At 72.4% G+C, this 19,655-nt stretch carries 18 protein-coding genes, 1 tRNA gene and 1 pseudogene; 12 read left to right on the plus strand and 8 right to left on the minus strand.

All coding sequences use genetic code 11. The features are described 5' to 3' along the window. A pseudogene (locus tag E1281_RS14495) lies at positions 1-525 on the minus strand (adenosine deaminase); the annotation flags it as partial. Between the two features lie 186 nt (positions 526-711). Here E1281_RS14495 and E1281_RS14500 point away from each other — a divergent pair. Further along, the gene (locus tag E1281_RS14500) at positions 712-1,941 is read left to right on the plus strand and encodes an amidohydrolase (RefSeq protein ID WP_131878319.1); all 1,230 of its coding nucleotides are present in this window, start codon (positions 712-714) and stop codon (positions 1,939-1,941) included. A gap of 236 nt (positions 1,942-2,177) precedes the next feature. Here E1281_RS14500 and E1281_RS41875 read toward each other — a convergent pair whose 3' ends face one another. The 3 genes from E1281_RS41875 to E1281_RS14515 form a co-directional block, all read right to left on the minus strand. After that, on the minus strand, positions 2,178-2,405 hold the full coding sequence (locus E1281_RS41875; RefSeq protein ID WP_243716954.1) for a hypothetical protein: 228 nt from the start codon (positions 2,403-2,405) through the stop codon (positions 2,178-2,180). A gap of 217 nt (positions 2,406-2,622) precedes the next feature. Beyond that, on the minus strand, positions 2,623-3,456 hold the full coding sequence (locus E1281_RS14510; RefSeq protein ID WP_131878321.1) for an ABC transporter permease: 834 nt from the start codon (positions 3,454-3,456) through the stop codon (positions 2,623-2,625). Beyond that, on the minus strand, positions 3,453-4,448 hold the full coding sequence (locus tag E1281_RS14515) for an ATP-binding cassette domain-containing protein (protein WP_131878323.1): 996 nt from the start codon (positions 4,446-4,448) through the stop codon (positions 3,453-3,455). The genes E1281_RS14510 and E1281_RS14515 overlap by 4 nt, the downstream gene beginning before the upstream one ends. A gap of 126 nt (positions 4,449-4,574) precedes the next feature. Here E1281_RS14515 and E1281_RS14520 point away from each other — a divergent pair, with 126 nt between their 5' ends. Both E1281_RS14520 and E1281_RS14525 read left to right on the plus strand, forming a co-directional pair. After that, complete coding sequence (locus E1281_RS14520; protein WP_165958929.1) at positions 4,575-5,336, plus strand: TetR/AcrR family transcriptional regulator; 762 nt, start codon at positions 4,575-4,577, stop codon at positions 5,334-5,336. 82 nt (positions 5,337-5,418) lie between these two features. Then, complete coding sequence (locus E1281_RS14525; protein WP_131878325.1) at positions 5,419-6,153, plus strand: hypothetical protein; 735 nt, start codon at positions 5,419-5,421, stop codon at positions 6,151-6,153. Positions 6,154-6,160: 7 nt separating this feature from the next. Here E1281_RS14525 and E1281_RS14530 read toward each other — a convergent pair whose 3' ends face one another. Together E1281_RS14530 and E1281_RS14535 are read right to left on the minus strand one after the other, a co-directional pair. Then, entirely contained in the window at positions 6,161-6,916 is a 756-nt protein-coding gene (locus tag E1281_RS14530) for a DUF1963 domain-containing protein (protein ID WP_131878327.1), read from the minus strand. Positions 6,917-6,975: 59 nt separating this feature from the next. Beyond that, positions 6,976-8,457 carry a M28 family metallopeptidase gene (locus tag E1281_RS14535; protein WP_131878329.1) on the minus strand — a complete coding sequence of 494 codons (1,482 nt, stop codon included), beginning with the start codon at positions 8,455-8,457 and terminating at the stop codon, positions 6,976-6,978. A 153-nt stretch (positions 8,458-8,610) separates the two neighbouring features. Between E1281_RS14535 and E1281_RS14540 the strand changes: the two genes are divergently transcribed. The 3 genes from E1281_RS14540 (at position 8,611) to E1281_RS14555 (ending at position 11,451) form a co-directional block, all read left to right on the plus strand. Then, positions 8,611-9,582 carry a zinc-binding dehydrogenase gene (locus E1281_RS14540; RefSeq protein ID WP_131878331.1) on the plus strand — a complete coding sequence of 324 codons (972 nt, stop codon included), beginning with the start codon at positions 8,611-8,613 and terminating at the stop codon, positions 9,580-9,582. 215 nt (positions 9,583-9,797) lie between these two features. Then, positions 9,798-10,769 (plus strand): LysR family transcriptional regulator, encoded by a 972-nt coding sequence (locus tag E1281_RS14545; RefSeq protein ID WP_131878333.1) that lies wholly within the window; start codon positions 9,798-9,800, stop codon positions 10,767-10,769. Between the two features lie 298 nt (positions 10,770-11,067). Next, positions 11,068-11,451 (plus strand): DUF1801 domain-containing protein, encoded by a 384-nt coding sequence (locus tag E1281_RS14555; RefSeq protein ID WP_165958930.1) that lies wholly within the window; start codon positions 11,068-11,070, stop codon positions 11,449-11,451. An 11-nt stretch (positions 11,452-11,462) separates the two neighbouring features. Here the strand turns inward: E1281_RS14555 and E1281_RS14560 are convergent, their stop codons facing one another. After that, positions 11,463-12,518 carry a zinc-binding dehydrogenase gene (locus E1281_RS14560; protein WP_207943282.1) on the minus strand — a complete coding sequence of 352 codons (1,056 nt, stop codon included), beginning with the start codon at positions 12,516-12,518 and terminating at the stop codon, positions 11,463-11,465. Between the two features lie 236 nt (positions 12,519-12,754). On the opposite strand from E1281_RS14560, the gene E1281_RS14565 reads away from it, so the two are divergent. From E1281_RS14565 to E1281_RS14575, 3 genes are read left to right on the plus strand one after another with little or no spacing between them, the layout of a single operon-like run. After that, positions 12,755-13,111 carry a YciI family protein gene (locus E1281_RS14565; RefSeq protein WP_131878337.1) on the plus strand — a complete coding sequence of 119 codons (357 nt, stop codon included), beginning with the start codon at positions 12,755-12,757 and terminating at the stop codon, positions 13,109-13,111. 11 nt (positions 13,112-13,122) lie between these two features. Further along, positions 13,123-14,328, plus strand: coding sequence for an RNA polymerase sigma factor (locus tag E1281_RS14570; protein ID WP_131878339.1), 1,206 nt, complete (start codon positions 13,123-13,125; stop codon positions 14,326-14,328). Further along, complete coding sequence (locus E1281_RS14575; RefSeq protein WP_131878341.1) at positions 14,325-14,936, plus strand: dihydrofolate reductase family protein; 612 nt, start codon at positions 14,325-14,327, stop codon at positions 14,934-14,936. Before E1281_RS14570 ends, E1281_RS14575 begins: the two co-directional genes overlap by 4 nt. A 55-nt stretch (positions 14,937-14,991) precedes the next feature. Here the strand turns inward: E1281_RS14575 and E1281_RS14580 are convergent, their stop codons facing one another. After that, positions 14,992-15,489, minus strand: coding sequence for a MarR family transcriptional regulator (locus tag E1281_RS14580; protein WP_131878343.1), 498 nt, complete (start codon positions 15,487-15,489; stop codon positions 14,992-14,994). A gap of 49 nt (positions 15,490-15,538) precedes the next feature. Here E1281_RS14580 and E1281_RS14585 point away from each other — a divergent pair, with 49 nt between their 5' ends. From E1281_RS14585 to E1281_RS40255, 3 genes are all read left to right on the plus strand, one after another. Next, complete coding sequence (locus E1281_RS14585) at positions 15,539-16,663, plus strand: amidohydrolase family protein (RefSeq protein WP_131878346.1); 1,125 nt, start codon at positions 15,539-15,541, stop codon at positions 16,661-16,663. Continuing rightward, a complete protein-coding gene (locus E1281_RS41880) occupies positions 16,660-19,386 on the plus strand; it encodes an ABC transporter permease (RefSeq protein WP_131878348.1) in 2,727 nt (908 codons plus the stop codon). Before E1281_RS14585 ends, E1281_RS41880 begins: the two co-directional genes overlap by 4 nt. A 13-nt stretch (positions 19,387-19,399) precedes the next feature. Continuing rightward, positions 19,400-19,461, plus strand: a tRNA-Ser gene (locus tag E1281_RS40255). Positions 19,462-19,655 lie beyond the last annotated feature (194 nt).

Raw genomic sequence — 19,655 nt, forward strand, 5'->3', positions numbered from 1 at the left:
CACGACGCCCGCGTCCCGGTACCGGACGGCCAGCTCCGCGATCTCCATGCTACTGGGAATCTGCCCCCGGCTCTGGTGCCGCATGGCCGTCACCAGCGTCCCGACCCGGATCCCGAAGTCCTCGCGGCCCCGGGCGAACCCGTCCAGGACGGCCTCGACGACCTGCTCCAGGGACAGCCCGTTCCGGAGGTGCTGCTCGGGCGCGTACCGGACCTCCGCGTAGACGATGCCGTCGCCGGCGAGGTCCTCGGCGCACTCGTAGGCCACCCGCGAGAGCGCCTCGGAGGACTGCATCACCCCGACGGTGTGGGAGAACGTCTCCAGGTACCGCTCCAGCGACCCCGAGTCGGCCGCCGCCTCGAACCACTCCCGGAGGTCGTCGGCGTTCGCGGCGGGCAGATCCCCGTATCCGGACTCCCGCGCCAGCTCCACGACGGTCCCGGGCCGCACCCCGCCGTCCAGGTGGTCGTGCAGCAACACCTTCGGCGCACGCCGGATGTCCTCAAGAGTCGGCCGAACGTTCATCCCTCGACGCTACCCGCCCGCGGACCCCGCCACCTCGTCAATACGCGCCAAGCCCCGGCATCGGATCGCCCACGCGCCGGCGGGCTCGCGGTGACCGGTTGCGCTTCGGAGACGAATCGGCACGGTCCAAGTCGTGGTGATCACCAGACACCACACCAACAAAGAAGAGATAGGAAGTGGGCAGTCATGCCCGACAACGAACGCACACCGGACGCGAGGTCCGGTTTCAACCCCGCAGAGCTCGGCGAGTTCCTGGCCGGGTGCGAGACCGAGCTGATCGCGTTCCGCCGCGACCTGCATATGCACCCGGAGCTGGGCTACGCCGAGCACCGCACCACCCGCAAGCTGGCCCAGCGGCTCCGCCAGGCCGGCCTGGAGCCGGTGATCCTGCCGGGCGGGGCCGGCCTGTTCTGCGACATCGGACCGGTCGGCGGCCACACGGTCGCGCTGCGCGCCGACATCGACGCGCTGCCCCTTCAGGATCTGAAGTACGTCCCTTACCGCTCGACGGTCCCCGGCGTCGCGCACGCGTGCGGTCACGACGTCCACGCCGTGATGGTGCTGGGCGCGGGACTGTACCTGGCCCGACTGGCCGAGGCCGGACTGCTCCGCGGCCGAGTCCGGCTGATCTTCCAGCCCGCCGAGGAGATCCCCGGTGGGGCGCTGGACGTGATCAACGCCGACGGCCTCGACGGGGTGGAGCGCATCTTCGCGCTGCACTGCCACCCCGCGCTCGAGGTCGGCCGTCTCGGCCTCGTCGTGGGCCCGATCACGGGCTCCTACGACGGGGTGGAGATCGACATCTCCGGAGCGACCTCACACACCGCACGGCCCCACCTGGGCAGTGACGTGGTCAACGCGACGGCCAAGATCGCGACCGAGCTTCGCGAGACGCTGTGGCGGCGCATCGACGGTCGTTCCGGCTTCGAGCTGGCCTGGAGCCGGATGTCGGCGGAATCGGAAGCCATCAACGCGACTCCGATCCAGGGGCGCCTCGAAGGGACACTCCGCTGCCTGGGCCACGAGGTCCGGTCCCAGGCGCGGGAACTGCTGGCGGAAGTGCTGCCCTTGCTCGCCTCGACCCACCGGGTCGAAGCGCACTTGGACATCACCCCAAAGCTCCCGCCCGCGGTGAACGAGCAGACGAGCATCGACGTCTTCCGGAACGCCGCGGAGGTGGTGCTGGGTGAGGACGCGGTCGTCACCGTCCCGCAGAGCCTGGGCGGGGACGACTTCAGCTGCTACCTCGAGAAGGTCCCGAGGGGCGCCTACGCCCGGCTGGGCGTGCGGCCTCCCGGAGCGGAGGAGTACGACCTGCACCAGGGCGGCTTCGACGTCGATGAGCGGTGCATCCGCATCGGCGCCGGAGTGCTGGCGGCCACGGCGCTGAAGGCGCTGGGGTACGTGACGGTCTGACCGCCGGGCTCTCGCCCGACGATCGACCACCGAGAGGGGTCCGGGCAGCACCGGGCCCCTCCTTTCTTCGCACCGCTTCGGACGAGGTCAGGGCGATGCGGCACTCGGGGGCGATCCGCTGCGCGACATTGACGTACGGCGGCCGGGCCCCGTCTCCGGGACTCCGGCCACCGCGTCGAACGCGCGTGAAACCCCCTGTCCTCACTATGAACAGCGGAGACGACCAGGCCGCCGGCCTAGGAGCCGCCCGCTTTCGCGTATTCGCCGATCCCGCCGGCGAAGTCGAACACCACGCATGGCTCGTCGCCGACGACCCAGGCGTCATGACCGGGCGACACCACGAAGACGTCCCCGGGGCCGGCCTCGGCCTCCGAGCCGTCCCGCATGCGGATCCGCAACCGCCCCCGGGCCACGTAGCCGTTGTGATGCACTTCGCACAGGTCGGTTCCGGCGATGTCCCTCACCGACTCGGTCCAGCGCCAGCCGGAACGTCGCCTGCCCGAAGACCAGGCCCGTCAGATTGACGACCTCCAGATGGCCCCTGGGAAAGTCGCGCCGATCGTCCGGCTTCTCCATGCTCTTGAGTTCCATCATGATGGGTCCCCCTTCACCATCACTTCTCACGCTTGCACCGCCTCTGACCAGCGCCAAGAGGCCGACCGGCCCGTTTCGGCCGCGTGCTCAGCGGCTCAGGCGCTGGAAGCGGCGGATGGCCAGCGGCAGGAAGACCGCCGTGATGACGATCGGCCAGACGATCGCCATCAGCAGGGCGTTCTGCTCGATCCAGGTGTCACCGACCGCCGCCGGGTTGCCGAACAGCTCGCGGCACGCCGTCACCGTCGAGGAGACCGGGTTCCACATCGCGATCGTGCCCAGCCAGCTCGGCATGAGGGACGGCGCGACGAACGCGCTGGAGATCATCGCGAACGGGAACGCGACCGCGAACAGGCTTCCGGCCGCCTCCTCGTTGGGGACCAGCATGCCCAGCAGCACGCCGATCCAGATCAGCGCGAAGCGCAGCATCAGGAGCAGGCCGAAGGCGCCGAGGGTGCCGAGCAGGCCGCCGCTGGAGCGCCAGCCGATCGCCAGCGCCGTCAGCGCCAGGACGATGAGGTCGAGGCTCGCGGCGATGAGGTCGCCGACGCCGCGTCCGGTGACGACGGCCGAGGGCGCCATCGGCATCGACCGGAACCTGTCGGTCACGCCTCGCGCGCTCTCGTAGACGACGACGTACGCGGTGTTCATGAAGCCGAGCGCCATCGTCATCCCGAACATGCCCGGCATCAGGAACTCGCGGTAGTCGCCGCCGCCGGGAACGGACATGGCGCTGCCGAAGACGTAGCCGAACAGCAGCACCGAGACGATGGGGAATCCGAGCTGCCAGGCGATGTTGCTCGGCTGCCGGACGTAGTGGGTCAGGCCCCGCAGGACGATCGTCCAGCTGTCGGCGACGGCCCAGTAGGCGCGGGCGCCGAACCCGTCGTCGGTGTCGGCCGGCTTGCTCCCGATGCTCACGCCTTCGCCCCTTCCTTCTTCTCGTCCTTCTTCTCGTCCTTCTTCTCGTCCTCGGCGGGACGTCCGGTGAGGCGCAGGAACACCTCGTCGAGCGTCGGGCGCCGCAGCCCGATGTCCTCCACGGCGACGCCGTCGTCCTGGAGCGTGCGGGCGACCTCGGTCAGCGCGGCGACCCGCTCGGTGACCGGCGCGTGCACCCGCGCGGCCGCCTCGTCGGTCTGCGGCTCGGCGGACGCGACGCGGGCGACCACGGCCGCGGTCGCCGGCAGGTCCGCGGGATCGCGCACGACCACCTCGATGCGGTCGCCGCCGATCAGCTGCTTCAGCGACTGCGGCGAGCCGTCGGCGATGACCCGGCCGTGGTCGATGACGGCGATGCGGTCGGCGAGCTGGTCGGCCTCGTCGAGGTACTGCGTGGTCAGCAGGACGGTCGTGCCCTGCGCGACCAGCGACCGGACCGACTGCCACACCTCGTTCCTGCCGCGCGGGTCGAGCCCGGTGGTCGGCTCGTCCAGGAACAGGACGTCGGGCGCCAGGATCATGCTGGCGGCGAGGTCCAGCCGGCGGCGCATCCCGCCGCTGTACTCCTTGACCCCCTTGTCGGCGGCCTCCACCAGGTCGAACCGCTCCAGCAGCTCCTCCGCGCGCTCTCCGGCCCGCTTCTTGCCCAGGTGGAACAGCCTGCCGAACATGCGCAGGTTCTGCCGTCCCGTGAGGACCTCGTCCACCGCGGCGTGCTGCCCGGCCAGCCCGATCCGGCGGCGCACCTGCCGGGGCCGGGTGGCGACGTCCAGCCCGGTGACCTCCGCCCGCCCGCCGTCCAGCCGGATGAGCGTGGACAGGATGCGCACGGCGGTCGTCTTCCCCGCCCCGTTCGGCCCCAGCAGGCCGTAGACCGAGCCCTTCGGCACCGTCAGGTCGAAGCCGTCGAGCGCCCGTTTCTCCCCGTACACCTTGCGGACCCCCTCGGCGAGGATCGCGTCGTCCGCCATACCGACTCCTAGCTTCGGCGTTGTTCGCGTACACTACACGCTAATTGGCGTACACCATACCCTAAGTAGGGGCGGTAGCGTTGCCGATGGCATCCGCCGATGCCGCACGGACGAGCAGGACGGACGATGACGAAGGAGCACGGCGACCGCCGCGACCTGGGACTGAGCCTGAAGCTGCTGTGGGGCGACCGGACCCGGCCGCCGCGCGGGCGGCCGCCCACGCTCACCCTCGACCAGATCGTCGCCGCCGCCGTCGAGGTCGCCGACGAACTCTCCCGGACCGAGGGAATCGAAGCGCTGTCCATGCGCGCCATCGCGACCCACCTCGGCGTCGGGACGATGTCGCTCTACCGCTACGTCCCCGGCAGGAGCGAGCTGCTCGACCTCATGCTCGACCACGTCATCGACGTCCCCGACGACGAGCCGGACGACGAACGCGGCTGGCGCGGCATCCTGGCCGACGAGGCGCGCGAGCACTGGCGGCTGTGCATGGACCACCCGTGGTACCCGTTCGTGGACCAGAGCCAGCCGCTCCTCGGGCCCAACAGCATGCGCGGCCTGGACCGCCTCTTCCGCCGGCTGCGCCCCAGCGGGATCGACGACCGGACGCTGATGATGATGTTCATCGTCCAGAACGACTTCGTGGAGGGCATCGCGCGGAGCCACCTCAACGAGCGCCGCGCCGAGCGCCGCACCGGAATGAGCAACGAGGAGTTCTGGCAGACCCAGATCCCGACCCTCGTCGACGCGCTGGAAAGCGGCGATTTCCCGACCATGGCCGACCTCGCCGACGACACCTTCGATTCCGCGTACGACGAGATCTTCGAGTTCGGCCTGAACCGCCTCCACGACGGCTTCGCCGCCTTCATCGCCGGCCGCGCCGGCTGAAGCCCGGCCGGTCATCCCGCCGAACCCGCGCCCGGCGCGTCGCATCGAACCACGACAGGACGCCGACTCGCGGAGATGAGACGTGTATCAGCTGTTCATGACGTGGCTCCTCGTGTTCGTGGGGCTGTCCGGGTTCGTCGGCTGCCACGTCTTCCTCGTGCTGTTCGCCCATGAGCTGGCGGAGCGCCTGCTGACGTCCGGTCGCACGCCATCGGCGCGCGCCGCGGCGCAGCCCGTCGCCACGGCGGCACTGGCGGGCGCCGGGACCACGCTGCTCGGTATGGCCCTGGAGATCGGCGCCCCCTCAAGCCTGTGGATCTCGGCGGCGGGCACGCTGGCGGGGGCCGTGTCGTCCACCGTGGTCCTCCTGCGGCGCGGCCGCAGGGGGAACTCCGCCAGGACCCGCCTGGCCCGCTACGCCGACCCGCGGTACCGGGCCGCGGACTCCGGCGGGCGAGCACGCGCGCTGGCGGGCGTGCGCCGCATCGAACGGACCGGCACCCGCCTGGCCGGCCGCGCCGACGGCCTGACCGTCCGGCGGTGGGCGGCGCGCCCGGCCCGCGGGGACCTGGTGGCGGTGACGCTGTGGCTGTACACCTCGGGCGTGATGGCGGTGGCGTTCATGCTCGTGTTCCGGGGCGTGACCTGGCCGAGCCCCACCGAAGCGGCGGCCATGACGGTCCTGGTGCTCTCGTGCCTGACCGGCCCGGCCTGGATGCTGTTGCGGCACGACAACCGGCGCCGCCGGCTCCGCCGGATCGGCACCGAACTCGCCGAGGACGCCCGCCGGGCCTCCGCGTCCCTGACCGCCCGTTGAGGCGCGGTCAGGCGACCTCGATGCCCGGGTAGGCGCGATCGAACCTGCCCGCCGCGAGATCGTCGTCGTCGATCCAGTAGGCGATGTTCACGATCTCACCCCAGTCGGCGCCGTCCACGGTCTCCAGCTGGAGCAGCGGGCGGTGGCCGGCCAGCCCGTCGGCTCCGCCGTCGTGCCAGCCCAGCAGCCGGTAGTCGACCTGCGGGAGGACGTCGGTGAGCGCTCGCACGGCGTCCATGGCGTCGATGAGATCGAGGTCCTCCAGGTACGTGGAGACCGCGTGGCTGAAGGAGACCGGCAAGGACGGGGTGACGGCCGCGGCGAGCGGGAACTCGGGGTTCACGGGCGTGCCCGGCGGCGCCGGACGTTCCGCCGCGTCGCCCGGCACATGCAGGACGCACACGTCCTTCGGGTTCAGCTCGCCGAAGGCGTCGTCGTAGAAGAACAGCAGGAGCCCGTCACGCGGGAGAGGCCACTCATCGCCCAGCAGCGGAGACAGGGCCGCGCAGTCGAGCTGCGCCGCGAGCGTCAGGGGGCGGCCGCCGAACGCCGGCCACCCGGTCCGCGGGGGCAGCGGCGGCAGCCCCCCGAGACGAGTCCGGCCGCAGGCCGGGCCCTCGCCGCTCGCAAGCTCGATCGACGGCCGCAGCAGTCCCAGGGCCCGCCGGGCGGCCTCCGGATCGGGCGCGTTCGCGGCCGCCTCGGCAAGCCGCGCACGCGCCTCCTCGTCAACGAACGCGAAATCGTCCGAGTGGGTGGTCATGGGTCGGGAGTATCGCAGAGGCGACTGACACCGCGTGCCGGATCGGCGAGGTGCCCGGGTCAGTCCGGGACGGGGAACGCGACCGGGCTGCGGTGGCCGTCGCGGTCGACCGCGCGGACGCCGAAGAAGGCGTTGTCCTTGGACAGGTCGATCCTGACCTCGGTGACGTCCCCGACGGGGATCACGTGCGTCCAGTCGGGGCTGGTCGTCTCCCGCCACACGACCTCGTAACCCGCGATGTCGGGTTCGGGGCCGCGCTCCCAGACCAGGTCGGTGTCGTTGGTGAGCCGGTCGGTGAGGACGCGGGCGTTCTTGGGCGTTCCCGGGGCCTGGGCGAGCGACCACAGGGTGGCGGCGTTCACCCTGGCGACGCGGGCGATGTAGTCGAAGTCGCAGAACTCGGGCAGGTCGCCGTACTGCGTCCCGTCCTCCACCCGGACGTCCTGGTGCTGGTGGGCGTAGTTCTCGTGGGGCTCGGTGAAACGGGCGGCGGGGTAGTTCTGCTCCAGGTACCCGATGTGGTCGCCGCCGCGCAGGTAGCGGTCCCTGCGGTAGATCGTCCGGATATGCATGCCGGTGGCGTGGTCGCCCGCGACGGACGCGACGAACCGGGCGAGCTGCCGGGCCGGCGAGTCGTTCTCACCGCCGACCGCGCGCCGCACGCCGGCCTCCTCCGGAGTCTCCGCGGTGGGGGCGCCCTCGGCGAACAGCCGCAGGGACCGGGGGTCGCGAGTGCCGTCGTCGGCGGTGCCGGTGCCGACGATGTCGTTGGTGAACATCGCCTGCACGTCGGCGCCGCCGGACCTGTACTGCTTCGCCTGGTACCTGGCGCCGTACAGCCCCTGCTCCTCGCCGGCCACGGCGGTGAAGACGATCGTGGCCTCCGGCCGGCGTCCGGCCATGACCCGGGCGCACTCCATGACGACCGCCACTCCGGAGGCGTCGTCGTCGGCGCCGGGCGAGTCCGCCGTGGCGTTCATGACGTCGCTGACCCGGGAGTCGTAGTGGCCGGACACCACGTAGATCCGTTCGGGCGTGACCGACCCCCGCAGCGTCGCGACGACGTTGGTGATCCGGGTCGGGACGGGGATGCGGGACGCCGGTTCCTGCACATAGGACTGCGGCTCGACGGTCATCCGCCCGCCGGACGCGGCGGCGTACCGCTTCATCTCCGCGAGCATCCAGTCGCGGGCGGCGCCGATGCCGCGCTCGGGATCGTCCTGCTCGGACAGGGTGTGCCGGGTACCGAAGCCCACCAGCGTGCGGACGTTCGCCTCGATGCGGTCCCGGTCGATCTCGCGGAGCAGCCCGCGCAGCTCGGCGTCGGGCCGCTGGTTCCGGAGGGGCTTGCCGGGCCTGTCGGGCCACCCTCGCTCTCGCGCGGAGGCGGGCGCGGCGGCCACGGCGACGCCCGCGCCCGCACCGGCGGTCACGGCGGCGGCCGCCGTCGAGAGGGAGAGGAAGGTCCGGCGGCTCGCGGCGGCGGGGGGCTCGTTGGTGTCCACGACGCCGATGATCCTCGGCGCCCCGGCACTGTCCATGGCCAGAAGCACCAGTCTTGACCCCGCCCGTGTGGCGACAGTTGCACTGGCCCCTGCACCCGCGACCCGGCGAGCTTGACCTCAACCAATCTTCAGGTTGAACACTGGACCCACATCCCCGTGAGGGGTCTTCTACTGAAAAGGATTTCACTCATGCGTGCTATTCAGGTGGGTTCGTTCGGTGGTCCGGAAGTGTTGCGCCTCGCCGACCTGCCCGACCCCGAACCTGGGCACGGCCAGGTCGTGGTCAGCATGGCGGCGGCGGACGTGATCTTCCTCGACACCCTGCTGCGCGCCGGTTGGGGCCAGGACTTCTTCCCGAAGGAGCCGCCGTACGTGCCGGGCGGCGGTGGAGCGGGCGAGGTACTGAAGGCCGGGGCGGGCGTCGACCCGGCGTGGGTGGGCCGCCGGGTGGTCGTCCGGACGGAGACCGGTTACGCCGAGCAGGTCGTCGCCGCGGTCGAGGAGATCGCGGCGGTGCCCGACGGCGTGCCCGACGAGGCGGCCGCGGCCCTCGTCCACGACGGCGTGACTGCGCTCATGCTGGACCGGCTGGGCGTGCCCGGGAAGGGGGAATGGGTGCTGGTGTCCGCGGCGGCGGGCGGGGCCGGATCGCTGCTGGTGCAGCTCGCCGTCGCCGCCGGCGCCCGGGTGGTGGCGGCCGCGTCCCGGGACGACAAGCTGGCGCTGGCCCGCGAACTGGGCGCGGAGGCCGCCGTCGACTACACGAGGCCCGGCTGGACCGAGCGGGTACGGGAGCTGACCGGCGGCGGTGCCGCGCTGGTCTACGACGGGGCGGGCGGCGCGCTCGGCACGGCCGCCCTCGACGCGGTCGCCGACGGCGGAAGGTTCGTCACCTACGGCACCGCGGACGGCTTCACGGCACCCGACCCGGACCTCGTCGAGCGCCGCGGCCTGCGGGTGTTCACCCCCCTCATGGACGGGCCGCCCGACCAGGAGACCGTGAGCGAGCTGCTGCGCCTCGCCCTGGACGAGGCCGCGCGCGGACGGCTCCGTCCGGCGATCGGCGCGACCTACCCGCTGGCACGGGCCGCCGACGCCCACCGCGCCCTGGCCGCCCGCACCACGCTCGGCAAGTCCCTGCTCCTGATCGGCACCGGTTGACCGGCGACAACCCTCCGCGGGAGAGGTCGGCACCCGTCCGCTCGCCCGGTCGCCACCTGCCGTGCGTCCCGGGACACCGGCACGCATTGCGGGGCGGGACGGACGGGTTGCCGCCGCTTGCTGAACCACTGGTTCGTCACCTCAGCCTGGCCCCGGGACACACTCCAGTCAATTCTTGGATTCACTTGGAAAGCCCCAAGCGTTAACTTGGATCAGTGACACTCGACGACCTCCGGGTCTTCATCGCGGTGTGCGAGACCCGCAACCTCAGCGCGGTCTCCCGCACCCTGTCCTGCAGCCAGTCGGCGGTGAGCCAGCACGTCAAACGGCTCGAACGCGAGCTGGGGCTCGCGCTGGTCGAGCGGCGGCCCCGCGGGGTCACGCCGACGGACGCGGGCCGGATCCTGTACCAGGCGGCGCTGGGCGGCATCACGTCCCTCGACTCCGCCGTCCGCCGCCTGGGAGAACTCCGCGACGGCGCCGGCGGGACCGTGAAGATCACCACGGGCGGCGTGACGGTCCGGCACTTCATGCCGGACGCCATCACCGCGTTCCGGGACCGGCACCCCGAAGCGACGCTGGACTTCCAGTCCGCCCAGTCGACCCGCCGCTGCCTGGAACTCCTGCAGAGCGGGCAGGCGGACCTGGCCTGGATCACCCTGGGGCAGCCCGCCCCCGGTATCGAGCAGTGGCCGGTCATCGACCTGCCCTGGGTCCTGGTGGTCAACGCCGGGGAACCGCTCGCCGCCAGGCGGGCCATCGACCCCGGCGACCTCCGCTCGATCCGCTACATCGCGCATCCCGCCAACTCCGCGTCGCACCGGCGGCTGGAGGAGGACTTCGTCCGGCTCGGCTGCACGCCGTCGCGGACGGTCGGAGTGGCCGACTGGGACACCGCGGTCCTTCTCGCCGAACTCGGCATCGGCCACGCCGTCCTGCCGGCCCTCCCCCGGCTGACGCTCTCACCGGCCGGCCCGGCGCGGACCGTCCCCATTCCGGCGCTCTCCCCCATCACGGTCGGCTGGGCCGCCCGCCAATGGGACGCCCTCAGCCCGCTCGCCACCGAGTTCGCCGGGCTCGTCGCCGCCGACCAGGCCGGTTCCCTGTGGGGGGACGGCCTCCCGCGCCCGCCGGAACGGCCCGGACCGGACGCGGGCGGGCGTCAGAAGGTGCGGGGACTCGTGTAGGCGCGGCGGGGGGTGATGAGCACGGCGGCGCGCCGTTCCTCCGCCATCACCCGGTCGTAGGTGTCCCAGTCGTCATGAGTGCCGCCGGCGGCCCGGAAGATGTCCCGGATTGCCGTCGCCCCGCAGCGTGCTGATCACGCACAGGCCGTGATCGTGGGGTACCAGCTCGGCGAAGGCGGCAAGGTCGGTCATGGTCGGGGCAGCCCCTTCCTCCGTGCCGTCGACTCACACTGATCGTAGGCCCAGATCGATCGCCGCGACCGGCGAGACTGTCGGTGGCGGGGGTCATCATGGGCACATGGCCGATGGAACACGTGGTGAAGGGCCCGGAGTCCAGGACTGGCTGGACGGATTGGACGCGAGCGTCCGCCGCGAGGTGGAAGAGCTTTCCGCGCTGGTCGGGACGGCCGATCCCGGGCTGGAGCAGGCGATGAAGTGGGGACGGCTGACCTTCACGGTCCTGGGCGACTGGCATCACTGGTTGTGCGGCATCGCCGTGACGAAGAAGGGCTCCAAGCTGGTCTTCCACAAGGGGGCGCTGCTGGAGGACCCGCAGCGGATCCTGACCGGCACCGGGCGCTACGTCCGGGAGGTGGCGGCAGGAGCCGCGCTGCGGCACGGGGAGGAGACCGTCGGTCTGGTGCGCGCGGCCATCGCCCATCAGACCGACATGCTGGACTGACCACGCTCCTGCTAAGGGGTGACCACGATCTTGCCGATGTGGGCGCCGCGGCGGAACTCCTCCTGGGCGGCGTGGATGTCGCTCAGGTCGTACCTGGCGGCGATGCGCGGACGGAGCGCGCCGGCGCGGGCCAAGTCCGCCAGTTGCGCGAAGTGGGCGCGGGTGTGCATCGACGAGCCGATGAGGCTGAGGTTGTGCAGGTAGAGGCGCCGCAGGTCGAAGGGGACCACCGGCCCGGCGACGGCTCCGGCGATGACCCAGCGGGCGCCGTCGCGCAGTGCGGGCAGCAGGCGCTCGAGCCAGGGGCCGCCCGCCACGTCGGCGACCGCGTCCAGCCCGCCGGGGACGGCTTCGTCCAGCCGGCGCCGGAAGTCCGTCTCCTCGCGGGAGAGCGTCGCCGCGGCACCGGCCTCCCGCAGCGCCTCGGCCTTGGAGCCGCTGGTCAGGGCCACCACTCGCGCGCCGCGCGCGGCCGCGAGCTGGACGAGGGCGAGCCCGACACCGCCGGAGGCCCCGGTGACCAGGACTTTTTCGTCTCCCGTGATGCGGGCGCGTTCCAGCATGCCCATCGCCGTGCCGTACGCCACGGGGAGCGCGGCGAGTTCCTCGTCGGACAGCGGTGACGTGCTCATGTCATGGAGGCGGGCCGCGTCGACCGCGACATATCCGGCGAAGCCGCCGTCCGCCTCGCTGCCGAGCAGCCCGACCGGGGCCGCGTCCTCGCTCTCGTCGGCGTAGAAGGCGGGATCGACCAGGACCCGGCGGCCCGTCCAGGCGCCGGAGACACCGGCGCCCACCGCGCTCACCTCGCCGGCGATGTCCCCGCCCTGGACGCGGGGGAAGTCCACCGGGCCGCGCCATCCGGCCTCCGCCTCCGGGCGGCCCGGCAGCCCGTACGCGCCTTCCCGCGTCCAGATGTCGGTGTTGTTCATCGCCGCCGCGGTCACGCGCACGAGCACCTGGCCCGGACCAGGCCGGGGTACCGGCCGGTCGCCGCGTACCTCCAGCGCGTCCGGCCCGCCGTGCCGGAGCAGGACGGCGGCGGTCATGAAGTGATCACTCCCCATCCCCCCATTCTGCCTCCGGCCCGGCGCCGCGCCTGTGACCGGCCCCCTGCCGGTAACGGAGAGTCGCCAGCCGAGTGCGATGCGCCCCTCCGGCGCCCACGGGGCCGGCCGTCCTCGCGCGTCTTCGGAAATTCTTCCGCGGTGGTGTCGAATGGCGTCGATCCCGTTCGTAGCCAAGGTGAGAGACCGGCAACGGCCGGTCGCCGCACGGAACCGGTTCTTTCGAGGAGTCCGCCATGAAGACGTACCTGCTCGCCGTCCAGTTCGACGAGAGCGCGCCTGCACCCTCCGATCAGGAGTTCCGGGAGCAGATGGCCCGGACGGGCCAGGTCACGACGGAGATGCGGTCCGCCGGTTCGTGGGTGTTCGTCGGCGGCCTGGTGGCCTCGTCCGCGACCACGGTCGTCCGTCCCGGCGCCGGGACGACCACGATGACCGACGGCCCGTTCGCCGAGACCAAGGAGCAGCTCGGCGGGTTCTGGGTGATCCGGTGCGACGACCTGGACGAGGCGCTGGCCTGGGCCGAGAAGTGCGCGCTGGCCTGCGGATCCCCCATCGAGGTACGTCCCTTCCAAGACGCCCAGTGGGTATGAGCACGGGGGGTATGAGCACGGGGGATCTGGGCGCCGTCTACCGGGCGGAGTACGGCCGGTGCGTGGCCACGCTGACGCGTGTTCTCGGTGACATCGGGCTCGCCGAGGAGGCCGTGCAGGACGCGTTCGCGGTGGCCGTCCGGAAATGGGACCAGGCGCCGCCCAACCCCGGCGCGTGGATCGTGACCACCGCCCGCAACCGGGCGATCGACCGCCTGCGCCGGGAGTCCACCCGCGAGGCCCGCCACGCTCAGGCGCTGCTGCTCGACCAGCCCGACGAACCGCGGGAGGTGGGACCGGTGCGCGACGACCGGCTCCGCATGATCTTCACCTGCTGCCACCCGGCGCTGTCGCCGCTCGCGCGGACCGCGCTCACCCTGCGGCTGCTCGGCGGGCTGGAGGTTGCGGAGATCGCGCGGGCCTACCTGGTGCCGGAGGCGACCGTCTCCCAGCGGATCGTCCGCGCGAAGAAGAAGATCCGCGACGCGGGCATCCCCTACCGGGTGCCCGGCGCCGCCGAACTCCCCGGCCGGCTGGACTCGGTGCTCACCGTCCTCTACCTGGTCTTCAACGAGGGATACACCGCCACGTCCGGCGAACTCCTGCGGACCGACCTTTCGCAGGAGGCCGTCCGCCTGACCAGGGAGCTCGCCGGCCTGATGCCCGACGAGCCGGAGGTGATCGGGCTGTTGGCGCTCCTGCTGCTCACCGAGGCCCGGCGACCGGCGCGGGTGAGCCCGTCGGGCGAGCTGGTGGTGCTCGCCGAGCAGGACCGGTCGCTGTGGGACCGGGGGCTGATCGCCGAAGGGCACGAGCTGGTGCGGCGGTGCCTGCGCCGCGGCCGGCCGGGCCCCTATCAGGTGCAGGCCGCGATCAACGCCGTCCACACGGACGGCCCGGCGACCGACTGGACGCAGGTCCTGGCGCTCTACGACCAGCTTCTGCACCTCGTCCCGACCCCGGTGGTGGCGCTGAACCGCGCGGTCGCCGTCGCCGAGGTGCACGGCCCGGAGCGGGCCCTGGCCGCCGTCGACGAGCTGGATCTGCCCGGCTACCACCTGCTGCCCGCCACACGCGCGGACCTGCTCCGCCGCCTCGGCCGCACCGCCGAGGCCGTCGCCGCCTACGACGAGGCGCTCGCCCTGGTCGCCAATGACACCGAACGAGCCTTCCTGGAAAACCGGCGGGCACGCCTGACGAAAGAGGAACGACCATGAAACTCACCACGACCACGCACGTCACCGTCGACGGCGTGATGCAGGGACTCGGCGGACGGGACGAGGACCGCAGGGGCGGATTCGAGCGCGGCGGGTGGGCGCTGCCGCTCTTCGTCGCCGACGCCGAGCTCACGACGTTCATCAACGAGGTCTACGAGCGCGCGGACGCGTTCCTGTTCGGCCGCCGGACCTACGAGATCTTCGCGGGGTCCTGGGGAGCGATGCCGGATCCCGACGCCGAGCCCATCGCGGGCCCGTTGAACACCAGGCCCAAGTACGTGGCATCGGCAACGCTCACCGACCCGGAATGGGCGCACACCACCGTCCTGTCAGGCGACCTCGCGACCGCAGTCGCGGACCTGAAGGCCAGGGCCGGAGGAGAGCTGCAGGTGCACGGCAGCGGCGCCCTGGCCCGCTGGCTGCTCGCCAACGACCTCGTCGACGAGATCAACCTGCTCACCTACCCCGTCGTCGTCGGCCAGGGCACGCGCCTGTTCCCCGGCACCGGCCCGGACTCGGCGCTCGACCTGATCGGCTCGCGAGCCTTCCCGAACGGCGTGACGCTCCAGGTCTACCGCCCCGCCGGCCGCCCGCAGTACGCGACCTGACCGCACGGACGCGATGGTCGACGAGGTCACCAGGGCATCGGGCACCGTCCGATGATCAGCGCGGGCGGGGGTCGCCGGGCCGCGGCGGGGCGGTGTGCTCGGTCAGCCGGCGCAGCAGATCGACGAGGTGCCGGCGTTCGGGCTCGGTGAAACAGCCGAAGATGTGCCCGCCCACCTGGTCGGCGGTTCGCCGGGCCTCGGTCAGGGTCCGCTCGCCGCCGGGCGTCAGGACGATCGAGTAGGCGCGCCGGTCCTGCGGTGTCCGCTCGCGGGAGACCAGCCCCGCCTCCTCCAGCTCGTCGATGAGCCGGACCATGGTGGATTTGTCGATGCCGATGTGGCCGATCAGGTCCCGCTGGCTGACGGGGCCGTAGATCGGCAGCGCGAGCAGGACGGCGAATCCGCGGACGTTGAGGCCCAGCGGGCGCAGCGCCTGGTTCAGCAGCTCCCGGCTCTGGTTGTGGGCCGCGGCGAGCAGCATGCCGATCCCCACCTGATCGGCGGCCGGGCCGCCCTCACCGGACAGGAGACGTTCGAGCAGGTCGTCGAGCATGGGCCCAGTCTAGTATCGCGTGATATAGTCTCAGTTGAGATTATCTCAAGTGGGCGGCATTTGGACGATCGACAAGGAGACGTTCATGCCCGAGCTGAGCCGCCGGAACGCCCTCAAAGCGACCGCCGCGACCGGCATGGCCGCGGCGGCGGGAGCCATGGCCGCGCCGGCTCGCGCCGCCGCCGCGAGCCCGCACCGCGCCCCGCGCGGACGGATCGACACCCACCACCACGCCGTGCCGCCCGAGATGCGGCAATGGGCGGTCGAGCAGGGCATCATCCCGCCCACGGGCGGCCCCGCCTGGGCCCAGTGGACCCTGCCGAGCACGCTGGAGACCATGGAGGCCAACGGCATCGCCGTCGGGATGGCCTCCGCACCCGTGCCTCCCGAGGTGTTCGCGGACCGCGACGCCGCCGAGTCGGGCGTGCGAGTGTGCAACGAGTCCCTCGCCGAGCTGGCGCGCGACCACCCCACCCGGTTCGGCTTCTTCGCCAACGTGGCCATGCTCCACCCCGACCTGGCGCTCAGGCAGATCACGTACGCGCTCGACGAGCTCGGCGCCGACGGCGTGCTGCTCACCACCTCGGCCGACGGCCGCTACCTCGGCGACCGGACGTTCGACCCGATGCTGGCCGAGCTCGACCGCCGCGGCGCCGTCGTGTTCACCCACCCCTTCTCGCCCAAGGGGATCCTCGAAGTGCCCGGCGTGGGAGGCTGGCTCGGCGACTTCCTGCTCGACACCACCCGCACCGCACTCAGCCTGATCGCCGCCGGGACCCTGGACCGCCATCCCCGGCTCTCGATCATCCTGTCCCACGGGGGCGGGTTCCTCCCGTACATGGCCGGCCGCGCCGAACGCTGGGGGAGGGAGGACGGCGGTCCCGCGCCGGCGAAGGTCAGGCGGGCGCTGCGGCGCTTCCACTACGACACCGCGCTGCCGATGTCCCCTTACGCCACCCCGACGCTGCTCGGCGCGGCCGGAGCCGACCGCGTCCTGTTCGGCACCGACTGGCCCGCCAACTCCGCCCGCGAGGTGGCCCTCAACACCACCGCCCTCGACCGCGACCCCGGCCTGGACCACCGCGCGCACCGGGCCGTCGCCCGGGACAACGCGCTGCGCCTGTTCCCCCGATTCGCGCTGTTCCCCCGATTCGCGGGAGGGCTGAGGGCGTGAGCAACCCGATGTGGCTCATCGCGCGCCGGTCGTTCACCGAGGGATGGCCGCGGCTGATCGCCACGCTGCTGGCGGCGCTGGGGTCGATCGCGCTGATCGCGGGCTCGCTGCAGTTCGCGCTGCGTGCGCAGGAGGCGGTGTCGGGCAGCGACGCCAGCGAGTACTTCCGTGCGGACGTGCTCGTGCAGGGCGGGACGGTCGATCCGGACGAACCGTTCGCGCCGCCCGGCGGCCGGATCCGCCTGGACCGGGTCGCGTCCCGGCCTGGAGTGGCGACTGCCGCCGGGGACGCCGCGGTGGCGGTGCGGGCCGCCCGCCCGGACGGACGGGCGATCATGGCATCGGCCGAGGGCCGTACGCTCCTGCGTCCTTGGGTGTCCGACCCCCGGCTGAACCCCTACCGGCTGGAGGCGGGGCGCGCCCCCGCCTCCGACGGCGAAGTGGCGGTCGTCCGGCACGTGTCGCGCGCCGGGAATCTGCGCGTCGGCGACGCGATGGCCCTGACACTGCCCCACCGCACGCGCCGGGTGCGGATCGCCGGGGTGGTCAGCGTCCAGGGGCGCGACGCGGTGGCCGGCGGCGACCTGGTCCTGGCCCCGCCCGAAACCGTGCGGCGTGCCGCCACGCTGCCCCGGGGGACCTGGCAGGGCGTCTGGGTGAAGGCAGCCGCGGGCGTACCGGCGGATCGGCTGCGCGACGAACTGGCCCGGGATCTGGACGGCGCGGCCACGGTGCGCACGGCGGAGTCGGTGGGACGCGCGCAGAGCGCCGCCGCGGCGGGCGAGGGCGCCTCGATCGCCTCGGTGGTCGGCATGCTCGCCTCCGTGGCGATCTTCGTCGGCCTGTTCGTGGTGGCCAACACCTTCGGCGTACTCGTCCGGCAGCGGACCCGGCGGCTGGCGCTGCTCGGCGCGATCGGTGCCACACCACGGCAGATCAAACGGCTGATCCGGTTGGAGGCACTGACCGTGGGCGTGATCGCCTCCGCCGGCGGGGTGGCGGCGGGCTTCCCCCTGTCCGCGTTGATCATCCGGCTGTTCGCGCGGGACGGCTTCGACGTCTCGGCCGCCGGGGCGCGGTTCGGCTGGGCCGCACTGGGTCTGCCGGCCGCGGCCGGGATCCTGGTCACCCAGATCGCCGCCTGGCGGGCGGCCCGCCAGGCCGCGGGGATCCCGCCCGTCCAGGCGCTGCGCACCACCGCCGCCGAAACCCGGGAACGGCGCCGGCCACGGCTGCCGGCCGCGCTCGCGATCTTCGCGGGTGCGGGCTTCTGGTACGCGGTGGCGGTGCTGGTCCGCGTCACCGAACCCCCTGGGCAGGACCGCACGACCGGGGTCGGCCCGATGATCCTTTTCGGGTCCGCATGTGCGGTGGCCGGGCTGGCCGTCCTCACCCCGTTCTTCGTCGGGCCGCTGGGCGGGCTGGTGGGCCGTGCAGGGACGCTGATCAGCGGGGAGACCGGACGGCTGGCGCACGCCACCATCACCCGCAGCCCCCGCCGGGTCGCCTCGGCCGCCTCGTCGCTGATGGTCGCCGTCGCGCTGGTCGCCTCGGTGGTGCTCGTCACGCAGTCGGTGAACGACCGGTTCCAGGAGGCGGGACGGCAGGTCATGACGGCCGAATACGCGATCACCGCGACTGCCAGGACCCCGGAGGGCGCACCCGCGCCGCTGTCCCGGGACATGGCCGCCCTGGCGACGGACGTGCCGGGCGTGTCGCGAGCGACCGCCCTCACACAGACCGAGGTCAAGCTCGCATCGCCCCCGCCGGACGATCCCGACCCGGACGAGGAGCCGGAGCCGTTCCCCTTCATGGTGACCGGCGCCGAACAGACCGGGCTGCGCGAGGTCCTGCGCCTCGGCGGCGGGCCACCCGCGCTGCGTCCCGGACAGATCGCCCTGTCATCGAGCGTCATGAAGGCGCGGCCAGCAGATCGTCGTGCGGGGCACCCAGGGCCGGGTCACGCTCACCGTGGCGGACGCCTACCACGATCCCTCCCACCTGTTCGCCGGGGAGGCGCTCGTGGCACCCGCGACGATGGGACGGCTCGACGCCAACGCCGCGACCCAGGCGGTCCTGGTGCGGGGCGGCTCCCGAGAGACGCTGGAGCGCACCGTTGCCGCGGTCCCGGGCGTGCAGGTCCTCGACCGGGACGCATACGTGAGCGCGGCCTCGGACTCGTTCACCCGGCCGCTACGGGCGACCCGCGTCTTCATCGCCTTGGCGCTGCTGCTGGCACTGTTCGGGATGGCGACCACGGTGTCGATGACCGTCGCCGAACGCACCCGCGAGTTCGGGCTGCTGGGCGCCGTGGGCGCCACGACGCGGCAGATCCGCTCGATCGTCCGCTGGGAGGCGGCCACGGTGGTCGCCCTCGGCACGATCCTCGGTTCGCTGATCGCGATGGGGGTGCTGACGGTGCTGCACCTCGTCTCCGGCAGCTCGTTCCTGCGCCCGGTTCCACCGTGGTGGCTGTTCCCCCTGGTGACGGCGGGTGCGGCGGTGGTGACGACTGCGTTGTCGGCGCTCCCCGCACGCCGGGCCGCGGCCGTACCCGTCCTGGTAGCCGCCAAGGCGGAATGATAATTGGTTGTACCGGTCGTTCCGGATGTGTTGTGCTTATTGCAACGTCCTTCCCGGTGCGAAGGCCGCGGGTTACTTCTCTTTCCAAGAAACCACACCCGAGGCCGCTCCTGTCCTTGGGGAGGGCCACAACTTCATAGACGCGCCCGGTGCGCAGGCGAAGGTTACTTCGATTCGGGTTCGAGAGGTTGCGGGTTCGAGTCCCGCCGCCGGCCTCACGGCCGGTGTAGCTCAATCGGCAGAGCGCTACGTCACCTTCGGCGATTTCGACCTCGGGCGCGTCCTTGAAGACAACCGAATACGATACGCACCTCCCGGTGCGCAGGTGAACGGCTACTTCGAGGTTCAATTCCTTACAGGCCCCATGGGCCTGTCGCCCTGAACAGGTGGGCAACCCGTACACCGACTT

This window comes from Actinomadura sp. KC345 (assembly GCF_004348515.1).
Classification (GTDB): Bacteria; Actinomycetota; Actinomycetes; order Streptosporangiales; family Streptosporangiaceae; genus Spirillospora.

Bases quoted from the DNA above. Each gene is read 5' to 3' on its own strand.
- E1281_RS14500 (WP_131878319.1), top strand. From the start codon at position 712: ATGCCCGACAACGAACGCACACCGGACGCGAGGTCCGGTTTCAACCCC.
- E1281_RS14515 (WP_131878323.1), bottom strand. From the start codon at position 4,448: ATGGCGGACGACGCGATCCTCGCCGAGGGGGTCCGCAAGGTGTACGGG.
- E1281_RS14520 (WP_165958929.1), top strand. From the start codon at position 4,575: ATGACGAAGGAGCACGGCGACCGCCGCGACCTGGGACTGAGCCTGAAG.
- E1281_RS14530 (WP_131878327.1), bottom strand. From the start codon at position 6,916: ATGACCACCCACTCGGACGATTTCGCGTTCGTTGACGAGGAGGCGCGT.
- E1281_RS14535 (WP_131878329.1), bottom strand. From the start codon at position 8,457: ATGGACAGTGCCGGGGCGCCGAGGATCATCGGCGTCGTGGACACCAAC.
- E1281_RS14540 (WP_131878331.1), top strand. From the start codon at position 8,611: ATGCGTGCTATTCAGGTGGGTTCGTTCGGTGGTCCGGAAGTGTTGCGC.
- E1281_RS14555 (WP_165958930.1), top strand. From the start codon at position 11,068: ATGGCCGATGGAACACGTGGTGAAGGGCCCGGAGTCCAGGACTGGCTG.
- E1281_RS14560 (WP_207943282.1), bottom strand. From the start codon at position 12,518: ATGGGGAGTGATCACTTCATGACCGCCGCCGTCCTGCTCCGGCACGGC.
- E1281_RS14565 (WP_131878337.1), top strand. From the start codon at position 12,755: ATGAAGACGTACCTGCTCGCCGTCCAGTTCGACGAGAGCGCGCCTGCA.
- E1281_RS14570 (WP_131878339.1), top strand. From the start codon at position 13,123: ATGAGCACGGGGGATCTGGGCGCCGTCTACCGGGCGGAGTACGGCCGG.
- E1281_RS14575 (WP_131878341.1), top strand. From the start codon at position 14,325: ATGAAACTCACCACGACCACGCACGTCACCGTCGACGGCGTGATGCAG.
- E1281_RS14580 (WP_131878343.1), bottom strand. From the start codon at position 15,489: ATGCTCGACGACCTGCTCGAACGTCTCCTGTCCGGTGAGGGCGGCCCG.